This is a genomic window from Micromonospora citrea (assembly GCF_900090315.1).
Lineage (GTDB): Bacteria > Actinomycetota > Actinomycetes > Mycobacteriales > Micromonosporaceae > Micromonospora > Micromonospora citrea.
The window spans coordinates 4,817,270-4,837,094 of record NZ_FMHZ01000002.1; the positions used below are offsets into that span (position 1 = coordinate 4,817,270).

General features: G+C 75.4%; 20 protein-coding genes. 13 read left to right on the forward strand and 7 right to left on the reverse strand.

Annotated elements, in window-relative coordinates:
- Positions 1-95: 95 nt before the first annotated feature.
- From GA0070606_RS22125 to GA0070606_RS22140, 4 genes are all read left to right on the forward strand, one after another.
- Positions 96-1,388 (forward strand): M16 family metallopeptidase, encoded by a 1,293-nt coding sequence (locus GA0070606_RS22125; protein WP_091103738.1) that lies wholly within the window; start codon positions 96-98, stop codon positions 1,386-1,388.
- Positions 1,388-2,734, forward strand: a complete 1,347-nt coding sequence (locus GA0070606_RS22130; protein ID WP_091103741.1) for a M16 family metallopeptidase — start codon at positions 1,388-1,390, stop codon at positions 2,732-2,734. The genes GA0070606_RS22125 and GA0070606_RS22130 overlap by 1 nt, the downstream gene beginning before the upstream one ends.
- Positions 2,735-2,992: 258 nt before the next feature.
- On the forward strand, positions 2,993-4,018 hold the full coding sequence (locus tag GA0070606_RS22135; protein WP_091103744.1) for an aspartate-semialdehyde dehydrogenase: 1,026 nt from the start codon (positions 2,993-2,995) through the stop codon (positions 4,016-4,018).
- A 268-nt stretch (positions 4,019-4,286) separates the two neighbouring features.
- A complete protein-coding gene (locus GA0070606_RS22140; RefSeq protein ID WP_091103746.1) occupies positions 4,287-4,703 on the forward strand; it encodes a CBS domain-containing protein in 417 nt (138 codons plus the stop codon).
- Positions 4,704-4,775: 72 nt separating this feature from the next.
- Here the strand turns inward: GA0070606_RS22140 and GA0070606_RS22145 are convergent, their stop codons facing one another.
- Complete coding sequence (locus GA0070606_RS22145; RefSeq protein ID WP_091103748.1) at positions 4,776-5,885, reverse strand: DNA glycosylase AlkZ-like family protein; 1,110 nt, start codon at positions 5,883-5,885, stop codon at positions 4,776-4,778.
- Between the two features lie 146 nt (positions 5,886-6,031).
- On the opposite strand from GA0070606_RS22145, the gene GA0070606_RS22150 reads away from it, so the two are divergent.
- Together GA0070606_RS22150 and GA0070606_RS22155 are read left to right on the forward strand one after the other, a co-directional pair.
- Positions 6,032-6,409 carry an SCP2 sterol-binding domain-containing protein gene (locus tag GA0070606_RS22150; RefSeq protein WP_091108014.1) on the forward strand — a complete coding sequence of 126 codons (378 nt, stop codon included), beginning with the start codon at positions 6,032-6,034 and terminating at the stop codon, positions 6,407-6,409.
- Positions 6,409-8,469, forward strand: coding sequence for an amylo-alpha-1,6-glucosidase (locus tag GA0070606_RS22155; protein WP_091103750.1), 2,061 nt, complete (start codon positions 6,409-6,411; stop codon positions 8,467-8,469). The genes GA0070606_RS22150 and GA0070606_RS22155 overlap by 1 nt, the downstream gene beginning before the upstream one ends.
- A gap of 199 nt (positions 8,470-8,668) precedes the next feature.
- Here the strand turns inward: GA0070606_RS22155 and GA0070606_RS22160 are convergent, their stop codons facing one another.
- Entirely contained in the window at positions 8,669-9,313 is a 645-nt protein-coding gene (locus GA0070606_RS22160; protein WP_091103753.1) for an alpha/beta hydrolase, read from the reverse strand.
- Positions 9,314-9,455: 142 nt separating this feature from the next.
- Between GA0070606_RS22160 and GA0070606_RS22165 the strand changes: the two genes are divergently transcribed.
- From GA0070606_RS22165 to GA0070606_RS22175, 3 genes are all read left to right on the forward strand, one after another.
- Positions 9,456-10,205: a lysophospholipid acyltransferase family protein gene (locus GA0070606_RS22165; protein WP_091103755.1), complete on the forward strand. Its 750-nt coding sequence runs from the start codon at positions 9,456-9,458 to the stop codon at positions 10,203-10,205.
- Positions 10,206-10,426: 221 nt separating this feature from the next.
- Positions 10,427-11,107, forward strand: coding sequence for an isochorismatase family protein (locus tag GA0070606_RS22170; protein WP_091103758.1), 681 nt, complete (start codon positions 10,427-10,429; stop codon positions 11,105-11,107).
- A gap of 4 nt (positions 11,108-11,111) precedes the next feature.
- Positions 11,112-12,092 carry a GlxA family transcriptional regulator gene (locus GA0070606_RS22175; protein ID WP_091108016.1) on the forward strand — a complete coding sequence of 327 codons (981 nt, stop codon included), beginning with the start codon at positions 11,112-11,114 and terminating at the stop codon, positions 12,090-12,092.
- On the opposite strand, the gene GA0070606_RS22180 is transcribed toward GA0070606_RS22175, so the two are convergent.
- From GA0070606_RS22180 to GA0070606_RS22200, 5 genes are all read right to left on the reverse strand, one after another.
- Positions 11,974-12,699: a hypothetical protein gene (locus GA0070606_RS22180; protein ID WP_141721934.1), complete on the reverse strand. Its 726-nt coding sequence runs from the start codon at positions 12,697-12,699 to the stop codon at positions 11,974-11,976. The genes GA0070606_RS22175 and GA0070606_RS22180 overlap by 119 nt on opposite strands.
- Positions 12,700-12,772: 73 nt before the next feature.
- Positions 12,773-13,486, reverse strand: coding sequence for a response regulator (locus GA0070606_RS22185; RefSeq protein WP_091103761.1), 714 nt, complete (start codon positions 13,484-13,486; stop codon positions 12,773-12,775).
- Positions 13,459-14,634: a hypothetical protein gene (locus GA0070606_RS22190; RefSeq protein ID WP_091108018.1), complete on the reverse strand. Its 1,176-nt coding sequence runs from the start codon at positions 14,632-14,634 to the stop codon at positions 13,459-13,461. Before GA0070606_RS22190 ends, GA0070606_RS22185 begins: the two co-directional genes overlap by 28 nt.
- Positions 14,635-14,689: 55 nt before the next feature.
- Positions 14,690-15,868 (reverse strand): sensor histidine kinase, encoded by a 1,179-nt coding sequence (locus GA0070606_RS22195; protein ID WP_091103764.1) that lies wholly within the window; start codon positions 15,866-15,868, stop codon positions 14,690-14,692.
- A 90-nt stretch (positions 15,869-15,958) separates the two neighbouring features.
- Positions 15,959-16,867, reverse strand: a complete 909-nt coding sequence (locus tag GA0070606_RS22200; RefSeq protein ID WP_091103767.1) for a class I SAM-dependent methyltransferase — start codon at positions 16,865-16,867, stop codon at positions 15,959-15,961.
- 189 nt (positions 16,868-17,056) lie between these two features.
- Between GA0070606_RS22200 and GA0070606_RS22205 the strand changes: the two genes are divergently transcribed.
- From GA0070606_RS22205 to GA0070606_RS32645, 4 genes are all read left to right on the forward strand, one after another.
- Entirely contained in the window at positions 17,057-17,680 is a 624-nt protein-coding gene (locus GA0070606_RS22205; protein ID WP_141721759.1) for a hypothetical protein, read from the forward strand.
- 40 nt (positions 17,681-17,720) lie between these two features.
- Positions 17,721-18,374 carry a hypothetical protein gene (locus GA0070606_RS32640; RefSeq protein ID WP_091103772.1) on the forward strand — a complete coding sequence of 218 codons (654 nt, stop codon included), beginning with the start codon at positions 17,721-17,723 and terminating at the stop codon, positions 18,372-18,374.
- Positions 18,375-18,481: 107 nt separating this feature from the next.
- Positions 18,482-18,811 (forward strand): PadR family transcriptional regulator, encoded by a 330-nt coding sequence (locus GA0070606_RS22215; RefSeq protein WP_342672172.1) that lies wholly within the window; start codon positions 18,482-18,484, stop codon positions 18,809-18,811.
- The gene (locus tag GA0070606_RS32645; protein ID WP_091103777.1) at positions 18,805-19,800 is read left to right on the forward strand and encodes a hypothetical protein; all 996 of its coding nucleotides are present in this window, start codon (positions 18,805-18,807) and stop codon (positions 19,798-19,800) included. The genes GA0070606_RS22215 and GA0070606_RS32645 overlap by 7 nt, the downstream gene beginning before the upstream one ends.
- The last annotated feature ends 25 nt before the right edge of the window (positions 19,801-19,825 follow it).

Here is a 19,825-nt window from a genome sequence, read left to right on the forward strand (position 1 = left end):
TCTCCGGGCGCTCGCGGCCCGGCCGGCGGGCTCCCGCGCCTCGCCCGGCGGCGGCGTGTCCCCGTCCGGCCCGCTCGATCGGATAGCGTCGTGCCATGCCCGACAGCGGTTACCCCTGGCCCATCGAGACGACCCGACTGGACAACGGCCTGCGCGTGGTGGTGAGCGAGGACCGCACCGCGCCCGCCGTCGCCGTGAACCTCTGGTACGACGTCGGCTCCCGGCACGAGCCCGCGGGGCAGACGGGCTTCGCCCACCTCTTCGAGCACCTGATGTTCGAGGGTTCGGTCAACGTGGCGAAGACCGAGCACATGAAGCTGGTGCAGGGCTCGGGCGGCTCCCTCAACGCCACCACCAACCCGGACCGCACCAACTACTTCGAGACCGTCCCGGCCGAGCACCTGGAGCTGGCGCTCTGGCTGGAGGCCGACCGGATGGGCGGCCTCGTCCCGGCGCTGACCCAGGAGACGCTGGACAACCAGCGTGACGTGGTGAAGAACGAGCGGCGCCAGCGCTACGAGAACGTGCCCTACGGCGACGCCTGGCTGCGGCTGCTGCCGCTGCTGTATCCGCCGGGGCATCCCTACCACCACGCCACGATCGGCTCGATGGCCGACCTGAACGCCGCCGACCTGGCCACCTTCCAGGCGTTCCACCGCACGTACTACGCGCCGAACAACGCGGTGCTGACCGTGGTGGGCGACGCCTCGGCCGCCGAGGTCTTCGCGCTGGCCGACAAGTACTTCGGCGCGATCCCGCCCCGCGAGGACATCCCGCCCGCCCCCGACGGCCGGGTGGTGCCAGCGACCGGGCGGCCGGCCGTGGAGACGGTCACCGGCGACGTCCCGGCACCCCGCGTCTACGTCGCGCACCGCACCCACGCCTTCGGCAGCCCCGGCTACGACGTGGTGACCGTGCTCGCCACCGTGCTGGGCAGCGGCCGGGGCAGCCGCCTCTACCAGCGCCTCGCCGACGGCGAGCGGATCGCCCAGCCCGACCTCGTCGGGGCGTACGGGGTGGACCTGGCGCACGCCCCGGCGCCGCTGATCGTCACCGCCACGGCCCGCCCCGGCGTCAGCGGCGAGCGGCTGGCCGCCGGGCTGGCCGAGGTGGTCGACGAGCTGGCCACCGTGCCGGTCACCGCCGCCGAGCTGGACCGCGCAAAGTCCCTGCTGACCACCATGTGGTGGCGGCAGATGTCCACCGTGGACGGCCGGGCGGACACGCTCGGGCGGTACGCCACCCAGTTCGGCGACCCGGCGAAGGCCGCCGAGCGGCTGCCGGCCTGGCTCGCGGTGACCGCCGAGCAGATCGCCGAGGCCGCCGCCGAGGTGCTCGCCGCCGACGACCGGGTGACCCTGACCTACCTGCCCGAGGAGAAGCCCTGATGACGCTGATCACCGACCGTCCCGGGCCGGGCCTCGCCCGCCCCTACCGGTTCCCGCAGGTGGTCCGCCGTACGGTGGCCGGCGGCCGGGTGGTCGCCGCGCACCTGCCCGGGCAGAACCTGGCCGTGGCGCTGCTGCTGCTCGACGCGGGCGCCGGGCGCGAGCCGACCGGCAAGGAGGGGCTCGGCGGGGTGCTCGCCAAGGCCCTGGAGGAGGGGACCGCGCAGCGGGACGCCACCGCGTACGCGCTGGCCATCGAGGCGCTCGGCACCGAGCTGGTGACCGGGCTCGACTGGGACTCCTTCCAGGTCAGCGTGCAGGTGCCGGTGGAGCGGCTGCACGCCGCCGTGGAGCTGCTCGCCGAGGCGGTCCGCACCCCGAAGCTCGACCCGGACGACGTCCGGCGGGTCCGCGACGACGAGGCCACCGCGCTGCGGATGGACTGGGCCAATCCCGGCCCCCGCGCCGACGCGGCGCTGCGCGCGGACCTGTTCGGCGCCGAGAACCGCTGGGGCCGCCCCATGTACGGCGACCCCGACTCGGTGGCCGGGCTGGACGTCGAGGACGTCACCGTCTTCCACTCCGAGTGGTTCATCCGCCCCGGCACGCTCGTCGTCGCCGGCGACCTGGACCGGCTCGACCTGGACGCGCTCGGCGCGGCGGCGTTCGCCGGCACCGGCGGCGGGCCGGTCGACCGGGGCGGCCCGATCGAGGTGCCGACCCGCCCCGGCCGGCGGATCATCCTGGTGGACCGTCCCGGCTCGGTGCAGTCCACGCTGCGGCTGGGCCACCCGTCGCCGCACCGCGCCCACCCCGACCACGTGCCGATGACCCTCGCCGGCACGGTGCTCGGCGGGGCGTTCACCTCCCGGCTCAACCACCTCATCCGCGAGGTGCGCGGCTACACGTACGGCATCCGGGGCGACTTCGCCTCGTCCCGCCGGTTCGGGCGGTTCGCGGTCAGCTCCGGCGTGCAGACGGCGGTCACCGCGCCGGCCCTGGTCGAGGCGGTCGGCGAGATCACCCGTACCCAGGAGACCGGGGTGACCGAGGAGGAGCTGGCGGTGGCGCGCTCCTGGCGGGCCGGCCAGCTCTCGGTGGAGCTGCAGAGCCCTCGGGCGATCGCCTCCGCGCTGACCACCCTGGTCGTGCACGACCTGCCGGACGACTACCACGCCCGGCTGCGGGAATCGCTGCTCGCCGCCGACGTGGCGCAGGTCTCCGCGGCGGCCGCCGCGCACCTGCACCCGGAGGCGCTCACCCTGGTGGTGGAGGGCGACGCCGCGGTGATCCGCGACGAGCTGGCCGCCTCCGGCCTGGGTGACCTGGTCGACCACGCCTCCTGACGGCCCCGCCGCCGGTGTGATCTGGGTCGCGCCGCCCCCGACCGGGCCCGTCCGCCGCCCGGGCGGCGCGGCGCGGATGCTCCGGCGGGGCGGCCCCGGGGCGACCGGTTCTTCCGGGCCGCCGGGCCGATCGGCGGCGTCGTTGCGGCCCGCGACCGTTCGGGCGTGACCAGGGCCACCGTCCGGGCCGGCCCCGTGGCGCCCGGGCGGTGGGAAAGCGTTCCCGGTCGGGCGGCCGGGCTGGGTAGCCTCGCGGGCATGAGGATCGGCATTGTGGGGGCCACCGGCCAGGTCGGTGGCGTGATGCGGCAGGTGCTGGCGGAGCGGGAGTTCCCGGCGGAGCAGGTGCGGTTGTTCGCCTCGGCGCGGTCGGCCGGGCGCACCCTGCCCTTCCGGGGCGGCGAGGTGGCCGTGGAGGACGCGGCCACCGCCGACTACTCCGGGCTCGACATCGTGCTCTTCTCGGCCGGGAAGGGCACCGCCAGGGAGCTCGCGCCACGGGTCGCCGCGGCCGGTGCCGTCGTCGTCGACAACTCCTCGGCGTTCCGCACGGACCCGGACGTGCCGCTGGTCGTCGCCGAGGTCAACCCGCACGCCGTCGCCGTACGCCCCAGGGGGATCATCGCGAACCCCAACTGCACCACTATGGCCGCGATGCCGGTGCTGCGTCCGCTGCACGCCGAGGCGGAACTGGTCAGCCTGGTCGTCTCGACCTACCAGGCGGTCTCCGGCGCTGGGCTGGCCGGCGTGGCCGAGCTGGACGAGCAGGTCCGCAAGGTGGCCGAGCACGCCACCGGGCTTGCCTTCGACGGCGCCGCCGTCGAGTTCCCGGCCCCCCGGTCGTTCGCCCGGCCGATCGCGTTCAACGTGCTCCCGCTCGCCGGCTCGATCGTCGACGACGGCTCCTTCGAGACCGACGAGGAGCAGAAGCTGCGCAACGAGAGCCGCAAGATCCTGGAGATTCCGGGGCTCAGGGTCTCCGGCACCTGCGTCCGGGTGCCCGTCTTCACCGGCCACTCGCTGCAGATCAACGCCCGGTTCGCCCGCCCGGTCACCCCGCAGCGGGCCCGCGAGCTGCTCGACGGCGCGCCCGGCGTGGCGCTGAGCGACGTGCCGACCCCGCTCGAGGCCGCCGGTCAGGACCCGACCTACGTCGGCCGGATCCGCGCCGACGAGACCGTCGAGCACGGGCTGGCCCTGTTCTGCTCCAACGACAACCTGCGCAAGGGCGCCGCGCTGAACGCGGTGCAGATCGCCGAGCTGGTCGCCGCCGAGCGCCGCTGACCCCACGCACGCGCCTCTCCCGGGCCCCCGCCGGCTTACCGGCGGGGGCCCGGCGCGTCGGCGGTCGGTGGTGCCTGCCGTGTCGGCGGTCGGTGGTGCCTGCCGTGTCGGCGGTCGGTGGTGCCTGCCGTGTCGGCGGTCGGTGGTGCCCGGCGGGCTGGCCACGCTCGCCGGCTGGCCGGGTGCCGCTGTGGGGGTACGCCGAAGTCGCGTTATCCCGCGTGACCGGCGGGTAGACGGCCGGTGCCGACACCGAGAGGGGAGCACCATGACAACGGTCGGAGAGTTCATGACGACCCGGTTGGTGACGATGGACGGCAACGACACGCTGACCGCCGCGGCGCAGGAGATGCGCGACAGCGCCATCGGCGACGTGGTGGTGACCGACGGCGACGACGTCGTCGGCATCGTGACGGACCGGGACATCGCGGTCCGGGGCGTGGCGGAGAACCTGGACCCGAACTCGACCCCGCTCAACCGGATCACCAGCAAGGACGTGATCACGGTGAGCCAGTACGACGACGCGGTGGCCGCCGCCGACCTGATGCGCACCTACGCCGTGCGCCGGTTGCCGGTCATCGACGACGGGCGGCTCGTCGGTCTCGTCTCGATGGGCGACCTCGCCGTGGAGCGGGAGCCGCAGTCGGTGCTCGCCGACATCAGCGCCGACGAACCGAACAACTGACCCGTCCCGCCGCGGGCGTGCCGGCTCCTCGATCCGGGGAGCCGGCTTCGCGGCGTTCCCGGCGCCGCCCGCTCAGCCCGGGGCGATGGTGACCCGCACGTCGGCGGCGCCGCGCGCCGTGGCGACGGTGGCGGCCTCGGTGTCGACCTCCTGGCGGGCCCGGGCCGACAGCCCGGCCCACGGCGTGACCGTCACCTCCAGCACGCCCCGGCCGGCCTGCTTCGCGCGCCAGGTGCCGGCCACCTCGCCGTCCACGAGCAGCGCGCCGGGACTGCCGATGACCCGCCAGAGCTGCGCCTGACGGGCCCGGTCGGGGAGCAGCACGTCCCGGTCGCGGGCCTGGAGGAACGGGTCGCCGGGCGGCAGCAGCCGGACCCCCGGCAGGGGCGGCGCGTCGCGCAGCGCGTCGAGCCGCTCCGGCGGCAGCCAGGCCCGCCGGCCGTCCACCCGCACCTCCACCAGCCCTTCCGGCCAGACGGGGCGCAGCGCGGTGACGCTGGTGCCGAGGAAACCCGCGATGTGGGCCGGGGTCGCGGGCCCGAGCAGCCGCAGGCAGGTGCGCACCAGGGCGGTGGTGTCCGCCGCCCGCGCGGGCGGCCCGGGCCAGCCCGGCAGCGGCGCGAGCGTCGTCGCCCGCCCCGACACCGCCAGGCGTACGCCTCCGGCGAGGCCAGCCTGCTGGAACAGCGCCCCGGAGACGTGCCGGGCGCCGCACGGGCGGCAGTCGTACGTCAACTCGGCCGGCACCCGTTCGCTCACCGCGCGGCTGGCCTCGCCGCGGGCCATCGGCGCGGTCACCACCTCGGCGAACGCGCGTGCCGCGGCCTCGAACGCGGCGAGCCCCAGCTCGGCGGCGCCCGCGCGGATCTGGTCGGGAAGCCGCCGGGCGGCGTCGGCGTCGTCCAGCGGCCAGATCGCGGCGGCCAACGCCGGCAGCTCGGCGCGCCGGTGCAGGTGCGGCGCGCCCCGCATCGACCAGACCAGCTCCAGCCGGTCGTCGTCGAACACGGTCACGCCCCGGGCGGCCAGTGCCAGCCGGGCGGAGCCGTGCGGCGTGTCCTGCACCCCCAGCTCTGTGACGGCCAGGTCCGCCGTCCGGCGCGCCGGGCGGTGCAGCTCCTGTGCGGACGCCCGGTAGGCGAGTACGCGCTCCCGACCGATCTCCGGACCGCCGCCCGCCATGCCCGACCTCCGACCTCGCCACCAGCTTTCCGCACGCTACCGCGTCGGTACGACCGTCCGTCGCCGCGACTCACCCGATCCGGGCGAGGTTGAGCCCGCACGGGACGGGGACCCCGGGTCGGGACATGACCGACGGGGAGGAGCCGATGGTGGACGCGACGACGAGGTTCCTCGAGGACCTCGACCGGCGGGACTTCGAACCCCTGCTGGCGAAGTCCTCCGGAACCCTGCGCCTGGACCTGCACGAGGGCGCGCAGACGACGCACTGGCTGCTGCGCATCGACCGTGGTCAGGTGCGGGTGAGCCAGGAGGACCTGGAGGCCGACACGGTGATCGGGGCCAGCCCGGCGCTCTTCGAGGACCTCGCCTCAGGGCGGGAGGACGGGGTGGCGGCGCTGCTGCGGGGGGACATGACGGTGACGGGGGACCTTCGGCTGGTGTTGCAGTTGGAGCGGCTCTTCCCCAGCCCGCCGGACTCCCACGGGCCCCGCCGGCGTTTCCAGGCGGAGCGGGAGGTGCACTGATGGCGCAGAGCAACACCATCCGGATTCTGGACGGCAGCACCTTCGTGGTGTCGGAGGACACCGGCGACATCGAGGCGACGCCGAGCGAGCCGACCGGGCTCTTCTCCCTCGACACCCGCTTCCTGTCCACCTGGGTGCTCAAGGTCAACGGGGAGCGGCTCAACCCGCTCTCGTACGACGACCTCCAGTACTACGAGGCCCGGTTCTTCCTGGTGCCGGGGATGGCGACGCACTACGTCGACGCCAAGCTGTCGATCATCCGGGAGCGGGCGGTGGGGGGCAGCTTCCGTGAGACGCTCACCATCCTCAACCACGACGAGAAGCCGGTCGACCTGGAGATCAGGATGGACGCGGCGTCCGACTTCGCCGACCTGTTCCAGGTCAAGGACGAGATCCTGAACAAGAAGGGCGAGATCTACGCCGAGGTCGAGGCCGACCGGCTGCGCCTGGGCTACCGGCGCGGCAACTTCACCCGGGAGACGGTGATCTCGGCGTCCCCGGCGGCGCGGTACGACCGCAAGGGCTTCGCCTACACGATCCACCTGGAGCCGAACGAGCAGTGGGAGGCCCGGATCGACGTCCAGACCCTGGCGCTCGGCCCGGGCGGCCGGGACCTGCGGATGGGGCTGCGGGCGCACGGCACCGAGCGGCTCGCCCTCCAGCACGACCTGGAGGAGTGGCTGGCCAAGGCTCCGCGGTTGAACAGCCAGCACGAGGACCTGTCGCGGACGTACCGGCGCAGCATGATCGACCTGGCGGCGCTGCGCTTCTCGCCGCTCTCGCTCGGCGGGGCGACGCTGCCGGCCGCCGGCCTGCCCTGGTTCATGACCATGTTCGGCCGGGACAGCATCCTGACGTGCCTGCAGACGCTGCCGTTCACGCCGGATCTGTCGAAGACCACGCTGCGGATCCTCGCCTCCCTGCAGGGCACCCGGTTCGACGACTTCCGCGACGAGGACCCGGGCCGGATCCTGCACGAGATGCGGTACGGCGAGACCGCCGCCTTCGAGGAGCAGCCGCACTCGCCGTACTACGGGTCGGTGGACGCGACCCCGCTGTTCCTGGTGCTGCTCGACGAGTACGAGAAGTGGAGCGGGGACGTCGCGCTGGTCATGGAGTTGGAGCGGGAGTGCCGTGCCGCGCTGAGGTGGATCGACGACTACGCCGACCTGGTCGGCACCGGCTACATCTGGTACGAGCGGCGCAACACCGACACCGGCCTGGAGAACCAGTGCTGGAAGGACTCCTGGGACTCCATCTCCTACCGGGACGGCAGGCTGCCGCCGTTTCCCCGGGCCACCTGCGAGGTGCAGGGCTACGCGTACGACGCGAAGCTGCGGGCGGCCCGGCTGGCCCGGCAGTTCTGGGGCGACCCCGAGTTCGCCGACCGGCTCGAGCGCGAGGCGGCGGCGCTGAAGGAGCGGTTCAACCGGGACTTCTGGGTGTCCGACGGCGAGTACTACGCGCTTGCCCTCGACCCGGAAGGCCGCCAGTGCGACGTGCTGAGCTCCAACATCGGCCATTTGCTCTGGAGCGGCATCGTCGAGGCGGACCGCGCCGAGAAGATCGCCCAGCATCTGGTCGGCCCCCGCCTCTTCACCGGCTGGGGGGTGCGGACGCTGGCCGAGGGGGAGGTCCGCTACAACCCCATCGGCTACCACAACGGCACGATCTGGCCGTTCGACAACTCGTTCATCGCCTGGGGCCTGCGCCGATACGGATTCGCGGAGGAGGCGGCGGTCATCGCCAGCGGCATCCTCGACGCGGCCACCTACTTCGAGGGGCGGCTGCCGGAGGCGTTCGGCGGTTATCCGCGCGAGCTGACCAAGTTCCCGGTGGAGTACCCGACGGCGTGCAGCCCGCAGGCCTGGTCGACCGGCACGCCGCTGCTGCTGCTGCGGACGATGCTCGGCCTGGAGCCGCACGAGGGGCACCTGGCGGTGGAGCCCCGGCTGCCGATCGGGATGGGCCGGATCGAGGTGCTGGACATCCCGGGCCGCTGGGGCCGGGTGGACGCGTTCGCCCGGGGCCGGCTCGACATGCACCGGCTCACCGAATGACCCCGCGCCGGCGCCGGCCCCCACGTGCGGGCCGGCGCCGGCGGTTCGGCGCGACGTCCCGGCGGCGACGGCTCCGGGCCGGCGGTCTGCGGGGTGGGCGCCGGCGTTCCGGCGCTACGTCCCGGCGCAGGCCGCCCTGGCCCGGGGTTGTTGGGGCGGCCGGCGCCGGCCGCCCCGAGCCCGTGGCGGCGTCCTCGGCTCAACCCTTCGGCAGGACGGTGTCGAGGAAGGCCGTGGTCACGGCCGCGAGGTCCGGGCGGTCCAGGTCGAGCCCGTGGCCGCCGTGGGTGATCAAGCTGTGCACCGGGTGCCCGGCGGCCAGCAGCGCGGCGGTCAGGTCGACGGTCTGACCGACCGGCACCGACCGGTCGTCGAGGGCGTGCACCAGCAGCACGGGCACCCCGTTGCCGGCGTGCGTGGCCACCGTCGCGTCGACGGTGGCCGGGTCGTCGGCGGCCGGCGGGTGCCCGATCAGGTCCGCCCACGGGTTGCCGTCGGGCCGCAGCCGGAACTGCGCGGCGAGCGGGTCGGTGGGGGCCCACCAGGCCAGCCCGGCGGCCACGTCGTCGCGGCGGTCGACGCCGCGCAGGGCCAGGTGCAGGGCCAGGGTGGCGCCGGCCGAGTCGCCGCCGACCAGCAGCGGCAGCTCCGGGGCCGCCGCGCGGGCCCGCCGCGCCGCCTCGCGTACGTCGTCGAGCTGGGCCGGCCAGTGCGCCTCGTGGGACAGCCGGTAGGTCGCCTGGACCACCCGCAGCCCGTGCCGGGCCAGCCCCGCGCCGTCCTCGCTCGACCGGCCGCGCCATCCGCCGCCGTGGATCCAGAGCAGTACTCCGCGTTCCGTCATCCCGCCATCGTCGTGCCGCCCGGGCCCCGGGGCCAGCCCGCTCTGCCGTGGGCAGACAGCAGTCCGGGAGGCGGGCTGCCGGGGCCGGCGGGCACGGGGCCGCCGTGGCGTGATTCCCAGGTGGGCGGGGTAAGTTCGCGCCATGCCGGAACTCGTGTACCCGCCCGTGATCGCCGCCGCCAAGACGATGTTCCGGGTCCTCGACCTGAAGATCACCGTCGAGGGCGCCCACCACGTCCCGCGTACCGGCGGGGCGGTGATGGCCAGCAACCACGTCAGCTACCTCGACTTCATCTTCTGCGGGCTGGGCGCGCACCCGGCGAAGCGGCTGGTGCGGTTCATGGCCAAGAAGTCGGTCTTCACGCACAAGGTGTCCGGCCCGCTGATGCGCGGCATGCGGCACATCCCGGTGGACCGGCGGGCGGGCGCCGGGTCGTACGCGACGGCGGTCAGCGCGCTGAAGCGCGGCGAGGTGGTCGGCGTCTTCCCCGAGGCGACGATCAGCCGCTCGTTCACCGTGAAGGAGCTCAAGAGCGGAACCACGCGGATGGCCGTCGAGGCGGGTGTGCCGGTCCTCCCGGTGGCCCTGTGGGGCACCCAGCGGCTCTGGACCAAGGGTCGGCCGCGCACCCTCACCCGTCGACACACCCCGATCACCATCCTGGTGGGCGAGCCGATGGACCCGGCCGCCTACCCGGACGCCAACGCGATGACCGCCGACCTGAAGACGCGGCTGAGCGCGCTCGTCGACCGGGCCCAGCGGGAGTACCCGGACCAGCCCGCCGGCCCCGACGACACCTGGTGGCTCCCGGCGCACCTGGGCGGCACCGCCCCCACCCCGGAGGAGGCCGCCGCCCTCGACGCCCCCACCCGCCGCACCCCCACCCCCTGACCCCCACCCACCCCCACCCCCCTCCTTTCCGTGATCTCGCACTTGTTGCCCCGACAAGCCGGACAAACCAGCGCGAACAAAGGGCCGAAAGTGCAAGATCGCCGCAGCGAGGGGGAGGGCGGATCGCGGGGGGAGTGGGGGTGGGGGAGTGGCTGGATTGGTCCGGTGCGGGGCGGGATCGTGCCTGCCGCGCCGGTGTCCGTCGGGCCAGGCTTCACGGCATGAGCAGAGCAGCACTCGTCGTCATCGACGTGCAGGAGTCCTTCCGGCAGCGGCCCATCTGGGCGTACGCCTCGAATCCCGACATCGTCGGCCAGGTCGGCCGGCTGGTTGACGCGGCCCGGGCGAGCGGTGACCTGGTCGTCTGGGTCCTGCACGCGGAGCCCGGCACCGGCAACGTGTTCGATCCGGCGGGCGGGCACGTCCGGCTGATCGAGGGGTTGGCGGCGGCCCCGGGCGAGCCGACGCTGGTCAAGACGTCGCACAACGCCTTCTCCACGACCAACCTCCAGCAGCTCCTCACCGTGGCGGGGATCCGCGAGATCACCGTCTGCGGGATGCGCACGGAGCAGTGCGTCGAGACGACCACCCGGCTCGGTTGCGACCTCGGCTATGAGATGACCTTCGTGACGGACGCGACGGCGACCTTCCCGATCCCGCACCGGGACCTGCCGGACACCGCCACCCTGGCGGAGATCCTCGCCGACCCGCGCACCCTGTCCAACGAGGACGTCGTCGCCCGCACCGAGTACGCCCTCGCCGGCCGCTTCGCCACCGTCCGCACGGTCGCCGAGGTGATCGGCGCGGTTCCCGCCGGCGGCGCCCTCACCGGCGGCGCTCCCGCCGGCGATGCCGCCGGGGCGGTTCCGGCCGGCGGCGTCCGGGCCGGCGCTCGGGGCTGAGCCGATGGCCCGGGTCGTCTTCCTGCTCGTCCCGCAGCTGCACCTGCTGGACCTCGCCGGGCCGGCCCAGGTCTTCTCCACCGCCGCCGACCTCGGGTACGACTACCGGCTGCACTACGTCGCCGAGCGGGAGGTGGTGCCGACCGTGCAGGGCGTACCGCTGGTGGCCGTGCCGGCGTGGCCCGAGCTGACCCGGGACGACCTCGTGGTCGTACCCGGGTGGCGGCCCCGCGCGCACGGGCCGCAGGGGCCGGTCGGGCCGGACGACCTGCGGCGGCTTGCCGACCACCACGCCGCCGGTGGCACCGTCGCCAGCGTGTGCGCCGGGGCGTACGCCCTCGGCCGGGCCGGCCTGCTCGACGGCCGCCGCTGCACCACCCACCACGAGGTGCAGGACGAGCTGGCGCGCCGGTTCCCGGCGGCGCGGATCGTCCGTGACGTGCTCTACATGGTCGACGACCGGGTCGTCACCTCGGCCGGCATCGCCAGCGGCATCGACGTGGCGCTGCACCTGGTGGCGACCCGACACGGCCCGGCGGTCGCGGCGCGGATCGCCCGCGCGCTCGTCGTCCAGACCCGACGCAACGGCCACGAGCAGCAGGCCAGCGCCATGCTGCGGCACCGCTCGCACCCGTCCGACACTGTGCACCGCGTGCAGGACCTGATCGACCGCCACTTCGCCGAGCCCCTGCCGCTGGCCGACCTGGCCGCCGCGGGCGGGGTGGCCGAGCGGACCCTGACCCGGTTGTTCCGGCAGGCCACCGGGTTGACCCCGCTCGGCTACCAGCAACTGCTGCGGGTGGAACGCGCCGAGCACCTCATCGGGCACGGCGCCACCGTGGAGGCCGCCGCCCGCACGGTCGGCTTCACCGATGCCCGGATGCTGCGCCGGCTGCGGGCCCGTGCCAGCCACGGTCGAAGTGTTCCCGCTGGTAGTAGTCGTCCCGCGAGAGGAACTCCACCGGCAGCGAGCCCGGCAGGGTGATCCGGGCGTCGCCGACGGAGAACGCCGCCGCGGCCCGTACCGCCAGCACGTCGCGTTCGGGCGGCGAGAGGTCCACCAGCTCGGGGTGGGCCAGCCGGAACGCGGCCACCGTGCGGCGCAACCTGCGGGCCAGGTCGGCGATCTCCCCGGCGGGGCCGGCGAGGCCGAGGGCCGGCTGCTGGATGGTGCGCAGCGCGTCGCAGACCACCAGCAGCCGGCAGGGCCGGTCCGGCCCGGCGGGGAGCAGCTCCAGCCGGGACGGCCACTGCCAGCGGATCTGACCACTCACCAGGCCCGGCAGCCGTACGCCCCGGCGGTGCCGGGCGACGTCGCCCGTGCCGCCGACCAGGGCGAGCTGCGGCCCGCCCCCGACGTACGCGACGCGCCGGTCGGTGACCGTCACCGCCACGGGCGCGGGCGGCGCCCACCGCCGTCGCCCGTCGGTCGGCCCGAGCAGGTGCCCCGAGGCGTGCAGCCGGTGCCGGGAGAGCACCCGCTCGCCGGTCTCGGGGACCAGTTCGTGCCGCCGGTCCAGCACCGGCGCGTCGTCGTCGGCGCCGTCGAAGCGGTGCGGTGCGATGAAGAAGGGGGACGCGTCATCGTGCATCGTCATGACCTCCGGTGCAGACGGCATCTCAGCACGAGCGTCGCCGACCCGCGACCGGCTGTCATGACGCCCGTTAGGGGGTCGGCCGGTCGTACGACGCCTGTGACCGGTAGATGCCGATCTCCTCCGGGCGGACGAGGCCGTCCTCGATCGCCCGGGCGAGCAGCGCCGCCTTGGTGGCGGCCGGTCGACCCGCACGGGTGTACTTGATCCGAGCCCGGTCGACGTACTGCTTGACGGTGTGCTCGCTGATCCGCATCCGGCGGGCCACCGACGCCTTCGACATCGACTGGAACCACAGCAGCAGCGCCTCGCGTTCCTTGTCGGACAGGGCGGGACGGTCCGGCCGGGGGTCGCCCACGATGGCCCCGGCCAGCGCCGGCGGCACGTACGGGCGGTCGCTGGCGGCGGCGAGCACGGTGGCCACGCAGTGCTCCCGCCCCTCGTGCTTGGCGAGGAACGCCACCGCCCCGGCGTCGAGCGCGGCGAGCATCGTCTCGGGGTCGGTGTGCTCGGAGTAGACCACCACCCGCCGGCCGGCCGCGCTCAGCTCGGCGAGCTTGTCCAGCGCCATCCGCCCGTGCAGCCGCAGGTCGAGCAGGAGCACGTCGGCGTCGGGGGCGGCCCGCAGCACCGCGTCCGGGTCGTCGCCCGTCGCCAGGACGGTCAGCCGGGGCTCGGTGGCCAGCCAGGCGCGCACCCCCTCGACGACGACCGGGTGGTCGTCCACGATCGCCACGCCGACCGGTCGCCCGCCGCTCACCGGCGCCACCGCGTCTGCGTCCATCTGATCTCCCCGTCCCGCTCGTAGAGGTGTTCCACCGCCCCGCCGTCGTCGGCGGCCCACCCGCCGTCGTCGCCCGTCGGCCCGCCGTCGTCGGTCACCGATGCGCCGTCGTCGGAGGGCGGGCCGTCGGTGTCCGGGTCCTCCCGGTCGGGGGTGACCAGGCTGACCACCACCTCGTCGGGGCCGCAGACCACGGTGAGCCGGGCCCAGCCCCGCGCGTCGGCCAGCGTCGCGGTGAGCGGGTCGGCCAGCCGGCGCCGCACCTCGACCGGCAGCGGCGGCGGGGCGCCGATCGTGACCAGGTCGATCGGCAGGCCGTTTCGTTCGGCCAGGTCGGCGGCGGCCCGCAGCTCGTGCAGCAGCGGGTCCGGCACGTCGTCCGACTCGGCGATGAGGCGGCGCAGGCGGGCCGCGGCCCGCACGGCCCGCCGCTGCACGTCCGCGTCCGCCGGGTCGGCCCGCCCGTCGGCCAGCTCGGCGAGCACCTCCCCGGCGGCCCCGCTGACCAGCGCGAGGCGCTCGCGCCGCTCCCGCCGGGCCAGCTCGGCGGCGTCCCGCTCGGCGGTCGCCGCGTGGGCGGCCGAGGCGGCGGCCGCCCGCTGCCGGGCCAGCGCGGCGATCGTCGTGGCGCCGACGAAGACCGCCACCGGCAGCGTCGCGGTGCCGTAGACGTACATCGCGTACCGGGCCACGTCGGCGGGGGCCGTCGCGCCGTGGGCGAGCACCGCCACCAGCGCGATCGCCGAGTGCGCGCCCAGCAGGGCGAGCAGACCGCCCACCCGCCGGCCCCAGACCGCCAGCACGAAGAACCAGCCGAGCGTGCCCCACACCCAGTTCGCGGCGGTGAAGAGCTGCCGGTCGCCGGCCGCGGCGAAGACCGCCGCGTCGACCGTCAGCAGCAGCGCGGCCACCGGCCAGGCCGGCAGCGGCGCGTCGCGCAGCAGCCGCACCCCGGCCAGCACGCCGGTCGCCGCGACGAGCAGCCAGCCGACGAGGACCACCGCCGGCGCGGCGAACTCCGTCCGGGCCCCCAGCGCCGCGGGCAGCGCGATCGCCGCGTGCCACGCCAGCGCGATGACCACCGCGACGACCCGGGCGCCGCGGTCGGAGGCGTCCGCCACGGCCGCCGCCGCGTCCGCCGGGGGCATGCCGTCTCCGGGGGTACGCGGTGCCGGCACCGCCGTGGCCGGCGGCGCGGTCGTCTCAGTCGCCACCTGGCCACTCCAGCCGGATCCGGGTGCCCGTCCCGGGCCGCGAGCTGACCACCGCCCGCCCGCCCACCGTGGACATCCGGCCGCGTACCGACTCGCGCAGCCCGTACCGGTGCGCCGGGACGCCCGCCGGGTCGAAGCCGGGGCCGTCGTCGGCGACCTCGACCACGACGGTGCCGTCGACCCGGACCAGCCGCAGCGCGGCGGTCGCGCCGGACGCGTGCCGGGCCACGTTGGACAGCGCGGCGTAGGCGCTCTCGGCGAGCGCCTCGGCGACCGGCGCCGGCACCGCGCAGGGGGTCAGTTCGGCGGCGACGGGCAGCTCCGGCAGGCGCGCCCGCACCGACCGCAGCCGCTCGTCCAGCGGCACCGGCCCGTCGGCGGGAGCCGACCGCGCGTCGGCAAGCGCGGCGAGCGTGCGCAGGTCGGCGGCGCACCGATCGCGCAGCGCCGCGGACGGGCCGGCGACCGCGCCCAGCCCGACCATGGTCAGCGTGGCCAGCACGGTGTCGTGCAGGTCACGGTTCTGCCGCCGCTCCGCCTCCCGGGCGGTACGCGCGATCAACGCCTCCCGGGTGAGCCGCTGGTCGGCGCCGAAGGCGGCGTCGGCGCGGCCGATCCGCCGGCGCATGATCGCGGTCATCGCAGCCGCGCAGGCGGTCTGCACCAGCAGCGTCGCCGCGTGGGCGGTGGCCTCGTCGGGGTTGCCGGCGGCGTGCGCCCCGACCGCGTACGCGCCGGTCACCAGCAGCCCCGCCGGCACCGACCAGCGCGCCGGGGCGGTGGCCTGCGTGTTGATCACCGTGGTGCTGGCGAGCACCGCGATCCAGCTCGCCTCGCCGGGGAGCACCTCGGGCGCCACCAGCACCGGGATCGCCAGGCACGCGGCAGTGGTGGCCGCCACGTCGCCGGCCACCAGCAGGCCGCCGATGCCGTGCCGCAGCGCCCGGTACGCGTACCAGACCGACCAGGCGGTCAGCGCCGCGACGGCCGGCACGAGCAGCGCCGGCTCGACCGGCGGGGTGCGCACCGACAGGGCCACCACCGCGCCGACCAGGCCGCAGGTCAGGCGCAGCAGCGCCGGCAGCCGGGTGAAGATGAGGGTGAACGCGCCGCCGGCCGGCGTGTCCAGCGTGGTCGGCGACGTGCTCGGGGCGGCAACGGCCGGCATCGGAAGAGGCGTCCTTCTGCGACAACGACCCGGTCCGGGTCCGCGCGGCGGAGATCGACGCCGGAGAATAACACGAGGACCGGCCCGGGATCACCCTCGGTGCGCGCCGTGTCGCCGATCGGTCAACCCGGTCGTGTCGCGGTCGTCGTGGCTGTGGCCGTCGCCGTGGCTGTGGCCATCGTTGTCGCTGTGGCCGTCGCGGAGCCGTGCCGCCGCCAGCAGGTGTCCGCTGGCCCCGATGACCTCCGGGTCGCGCTCGAAGACGGTGGCGCAGCGCAACACCTCCGCGAACAGCGACCCGTCGGACTCCGGGCCTCCCGCCACGCCCAGCATCGGCCACAGGGGACCCTCGACGCCGTACAGGTCGGGCCGGGGCAGCCCCGCCGCTTCGAACTCGTCGAGCACTTCGGACGGTCGGTGGAAGTAGGCGGTGGTGAAGCCGCCCGTGTCGTTGACGCCGGTCGCGTACGTGCGGAGCACCGAGGGTCGGCTCCGGTCGTCCACCCGACCCTGCCGGATCAGGTCCATCAGCGGCGCGTGGCGGCTGATCGTCGCCGTGACCAGCAGGCCGCCGGGCCGGGTCAGCCGGGCCGCCTCGCGCAGCGCCGCGACCCGGTCGGCGCGCTCGGTCAGGTGGTAGAGCGGCCCCATCAGCAGGGCCACGTCGGCGCAGCCGTCGGCCAGCGGCAGCCGCCGGGCGTCGCCGACGGTCGCGCTCACCGTCGGGTAAGCCCGGCGGGCCGCCGCCGCGTGCGCGGGGACCAGGTCGACCAGGTGCACCCGGTGGCCGGCCGCCGCCAGCCAGCCCGCGTGCGCGCCGGGGCCGCCGCCGACGTCGAGTACCGTCGCGGGTGCCACCGGCAGCAGCCGGGTCAGCACCTGGCGGGTACGCAGGCCTTCCAGCCGCCCGAGCGGGGTGCGCTCCAGCCGGTCCGCCTCCACGAAGACGTCCGTGTAGTAGCGCACGATGTCCGGCTCCGCCGGCCGCGATTCCGTCATCCGTCGATGCTGGCCGCTTCCGGCGGCGCCGTCACACCGATTTTTCGGCCGCCCGCCTCGATGGCGGTGGCGAACGGCCCCGATGGCGAGGCCGGAACGGCGTCGGTGGTGGGAAGGCGACAGGCGCCGCCCATTTCGACGTCGGTGCTACGTTCACGCCATCGCCGTACTCACCGGCCGGAGGCGACCGTGAAGAGGTACGTGGGTCTGTTGGGTGTCGTCGTGGTGACAGCGGGCCTCGCCGTCGTGGGTGCGCTCGGCGGCGCCTACCTGGCCGACCGCGGCGCGTCCCGGCAGGCCGACTCCACCGCCGTCACCGGCCGCCCCGCGACGGGATCCGGTGACGCCGGGCCGGGCCCCTCCGGGTCGGCGGCCCGATCGGAGCCGCCGGCCCGGTCCGGGGCGCCGACCCCGTCGAAGTCGTCGGGGGAGCAGCCCGTGCCGCGGACGTACCGGCTCGACAGGGTCATCTACGACCGGGCCTCGATGAGCGTCACGCTGGTCAGCGCGGAGACGACCGGCGGCAAGCTGCGGCTGAACATCAGGTATCGCAACGATTCGCCGGTCGGGTGGCCGGTGAGCTGCCCGACCGCCGACGTCGACCTGGTCTCCTCCCAGGTCACCCTGCCGGACGGCCGGGCAGTGCGCCCCGAGCGGACCTGGTGCGCCGCCACCCGGGCCGGTGAGTCCTTCAGCATCAGGCCGGGCGAGCAGGTGGACAGCTGGGCCGTCTACCCGGCGATCCCGCCGGCCGGGTCGTCATTCGCGCTGACCTGGTACGACTTCCCTGACATCGAGGTCCGGCTCCGGTGAGCGCCGGGCGCGTGTCGTAGCCGTCGCCTATCCTCCGCGCGTGCCCCACGACCAGCCTCCCGGGCCGCCCCTGCGCGAGCTGCCCGAGTGCCCCGCCCCGCTGCCGCGGGCCGCCTGGCACCGCATCATCGCCGAGCCCGAGGCGGTCGCCGGTCACCTCGCCCGCGCGGCCGTCGACGAGGCAGGCGCGGTGGCCCGCGACTGGGTCGCCGGGCAACGGGCGACGTTTCCGGGCGCGCCCGCCCTCACCGTGGCCCACGGGGCTCGGGCGCACCTGCGCCACCTCCTGCTCTATGCCGGGCCGGTGCGGGTGCGCTCGGCGCTCACCCCGGCCGACGCCGTGACCGCGTGGTCGGAGCTGGCCTGGTACCAGGCGCTGCTCGTGCTGCACGTCGCCGCGGCGCTCGGCGCGGACCCGCAGGACCCGCGCCGGGCCCGGGACCTGCTGACCCTGTGGCGGGTCCGTGGCGACGTCCCGTCCCCCTTGGACGCTCCGGCACCGACGGAAGAGCGGCTGCGCGAGGTCACGCCAGGGCTGGCGTCGACGCTGGGCCGGCTGACCGGCCGGCGCCGCCGGGGCGTCACGGCGTTCGCGCCCGATCCGAGCTGGGGATACGTCGCCAGCGACGATGCCCGCACGCTGCGGCCGCTGGCCGATCGAGCGATCCGGTTGTACGGTTCCGCGCCCTCCTGACCGCCGTGTCCCATGTCGCCGCCGCCGGCCCCGGGGGTGTCTGTGCGGGTCGGGAGTTCGTCCACCCTATGTAGACGTCCGCCATAGGGCTATGTAGAGTTTCGAGCATGGGAGTGAGGATCACCGTGCCAGTGGCCAAGGTGCTCGCCGTGCTGCTCAACGAGCCGGACGGCGAGCACTACGGGCTGCGACTGATGCAGCAGACGGGGGTGGCCAGCGGGACGCTCTATCCGGTCCTCGCCCGGCTCCAGGACGCGGGCTGGCTCACCGCCCGGTGGGAGGACGAGGACCCGGCCGAGGCGGGCCGGCCCGTCCGGCGCTACTACCAGCTCACGGCCGAGGGCGTCACCCACGCCCGGGCGGTGCTGGCCGAGCTGCGCGCCACCACCACGGTCGCGGACACCACCGCGTCGGCCCAGGCGAGGCCGGCGTGGTGACCGTGGCCAACCCGCTGGTCCACTGGCTGCTCCGCCTCGCGGCGCGGCGGTGGCCGGCGGAGCAGCGCGCCGACCTGATGCGCGAATGGTCCGCCGAGATCGCCACCATCGCCCGGGACGCCACCATCCGTCCCGTCGCCCGCCACTGGCGCATGCTCGCCTTCAGCGGGAGCCTCGCGGCCACCCCGGGCCCCGTCCCGTACGCGCCGTTCGGCGTGAAGCGGATCGTCGTCGTCGTGGCGGCGTTGTCGGCGTACCTGCTCGGCCTCACGCTGGTGCAGCGGGCCTGGTACGGCGTCTACCAGGTTCGGGCCGAGGGCGACCGGCCGATCGTCGACGACGGCGGCCTCGCCGCCCGGCTCCTCGTCGGCGCCGTCGCCCTGGCTCCCGTCGTCGTGGCCGCGCTGGCCGGGTGGCTGGTCGGCCGGCGGTCCGCGCCGGCGGTACGGCCGATGTCGTTGGGCCTGTGCCTGATCGCCGTGGTCGCCGCCTGGGTGGGCGTCGGCTTCATGCTCGACGCCGTGGGCGGCGGTTACACCGTGCCCACGATGGGCTACCACTTCGGCAGCCAGCCCGCCGGCATGGTGGCGAGCTGGGTCGTCTGGTTGCTCTGCTTCGCGGCAGTCGCCGGGCTGCTGCGCGGGGCCGCCCGTCGCCGCCTGCTCCTCGGGTTCCTCGGCGCGGTGACAGTGGCCGCGGTGGCGGTCACCGCCGGCACGTTCGTGCAGTTCGACTCGGCCACCGCTCCGCGGACCGAGGCGTGGAAGTGGTTCGCCCAGTGGCTGGTGCCGTCCCACCCGTTCGAGACCGCCTTCGACGCGGGAGGGGACAGCTTCCACTCCGCGCGCGGGGTGATCTTCTTCGTCAGCTCCTACCCGCACGTCCTGCTCGCGGTCGCCGCGTTCGGCGTGGCATTCCTCCTCGCCGGAAGGCGGGCCGGCCACCGGGTCGGAGTCGACGGCGCGGAGCCCGACACGCAACCCGCTTGATCGGTCGCGCGGATGCCAGCACCCT

What these genes read in the sequence shown, in the direction of transcription:
- GA0070606_RS22125 (WP_091103738.1), top strand. Translation starts at nt 96, where the DNA reads ATGCCCGACAGCGGTTACCCCTGGCCCATCGAGACGACCCGACTGGAC.
- GA0070606_RS22130 (WP_091103741.1), top strand. Translation starts at nt 1,388, where the DNA reads ATGACGCTGATCACCGACCGTCCCGGGCCGGGCCTCGCCCGCCCCTAC.
- GA0070606_RS22135 (WP_091103744.1), top strand. Translation starts at nt 2,993, where the DNA reads ATGAGGATCGGCATTGTGGGGGCCACCGGCCAGGTCGGTGGCGTGATG.
- GA0070606_RS22140 (WP_091103746.1), top strand. Translation starts at nt 4,287, where the DNA reads ATGACAACGGTCGGAGAGTTCATGACGACCCGGTTGGTGACGATGGAC.
- GA0070606_RS22145 (WP_091103748.1), bottom strand. Translation starts at nt 5,885, where the DNA reads ATGGCGGGCGGCGGTCCGGAGATCGGTCGGGAGCGCGTACTCGCCTAC.
- GA0070606_RS22150 (WP_091108014.1), top strand. Translation starts at nt 6,032, where the DNA reads ATGGTGGACGCGACGACGAGGTTCCTCGAGGACCTCGACCGGCGGGAC.
- GA0070606_RS22155 (WP_091103750.1), top strand. Translation starts at nt 6,409, where the DNA reads ATGGCGCAGAGCAACACCATCCGGATTCTGGACGGCAGCACCTTCGTG.
- GA0070606_RS22160 (WP_091103753.1), bottom strand. Translation starts at nt 9,313, where the DNA reads ATGACGGAACGCGGAGTACTGCTCTGGATCCACGGCGGCGGATGGCGC.
- GA0070606_RS22165 (WP_091103755.1), top strand. Translation starts at nt 9,456, where the DNA reads ATGCCGGAACTCGTGTACCCGCCCGTGATCGCCGCCGCCAAGACGATG.
- GA0070606_RS22170 (WP_091103758.1), top strand. Translation starts at nt 10,427, where the DNA reads ATGAGCAGAGCAGCACTCGTCGTCATCGACGTGCAGGAGTCCTTCCGG.
- GA0070606_RS22175 (WP_091108016.1), top strand. Translation starts at nt 11,112, where the DNA reads ATGGCCCGGGTCGTCTTCCTGCTCGTCCCGCAGCTGCACCTGCTGGAC.
- GA0070606_RS22180 (WP_141721934.1), bottom strand. Translation starts at nt 12,699, where the DNA reads ATGCACGATGACGCGTCCCCCTTCTTCATCGCACCGCACCGCTTCGAC.
- GA0070606_RS22185 (WP_091103761.1), bottom strand. Translation starts at nt 13,486, where the DNA reads ATGGACGCAGACGCGGTGGCGCCGGTGAGCGGCGGGCGACCGGTCGGC.
- GA0070606_RS22190 (WP_091108018.1), bottom strand. Translation starts at nt 14,634, where the DNA reads ATGCCCCCGGCGGACGCGGCGGCGGCCGTGGCGGACGCCTCCGACCGC.
- GA0070606_RS22195 (WP_091103764.1), bottom strand. Translation starts at nt 15,868, where the DNA reads ATGCCGGCCGTTGCCGCCCCGAGCACGTCGCCGACCACGCTGGACACG.
- GA0070606_RS22200 (WP_091103767.1), bottom strand. Translation starts at nt 16,867, where the DNA reads ATGACGGAATCGCGGCCGGCGGAGCCGGACATCGTGCGCTACTACACG.
- GA0070606_RS22215 (WP_342672172.1), top strand. Translation starts at nt 18,482, where the DNA reads ATGGGAGTGAGGATCACCGTGCCAGTGGCCAAGGTGCTCGCCGTGCTG.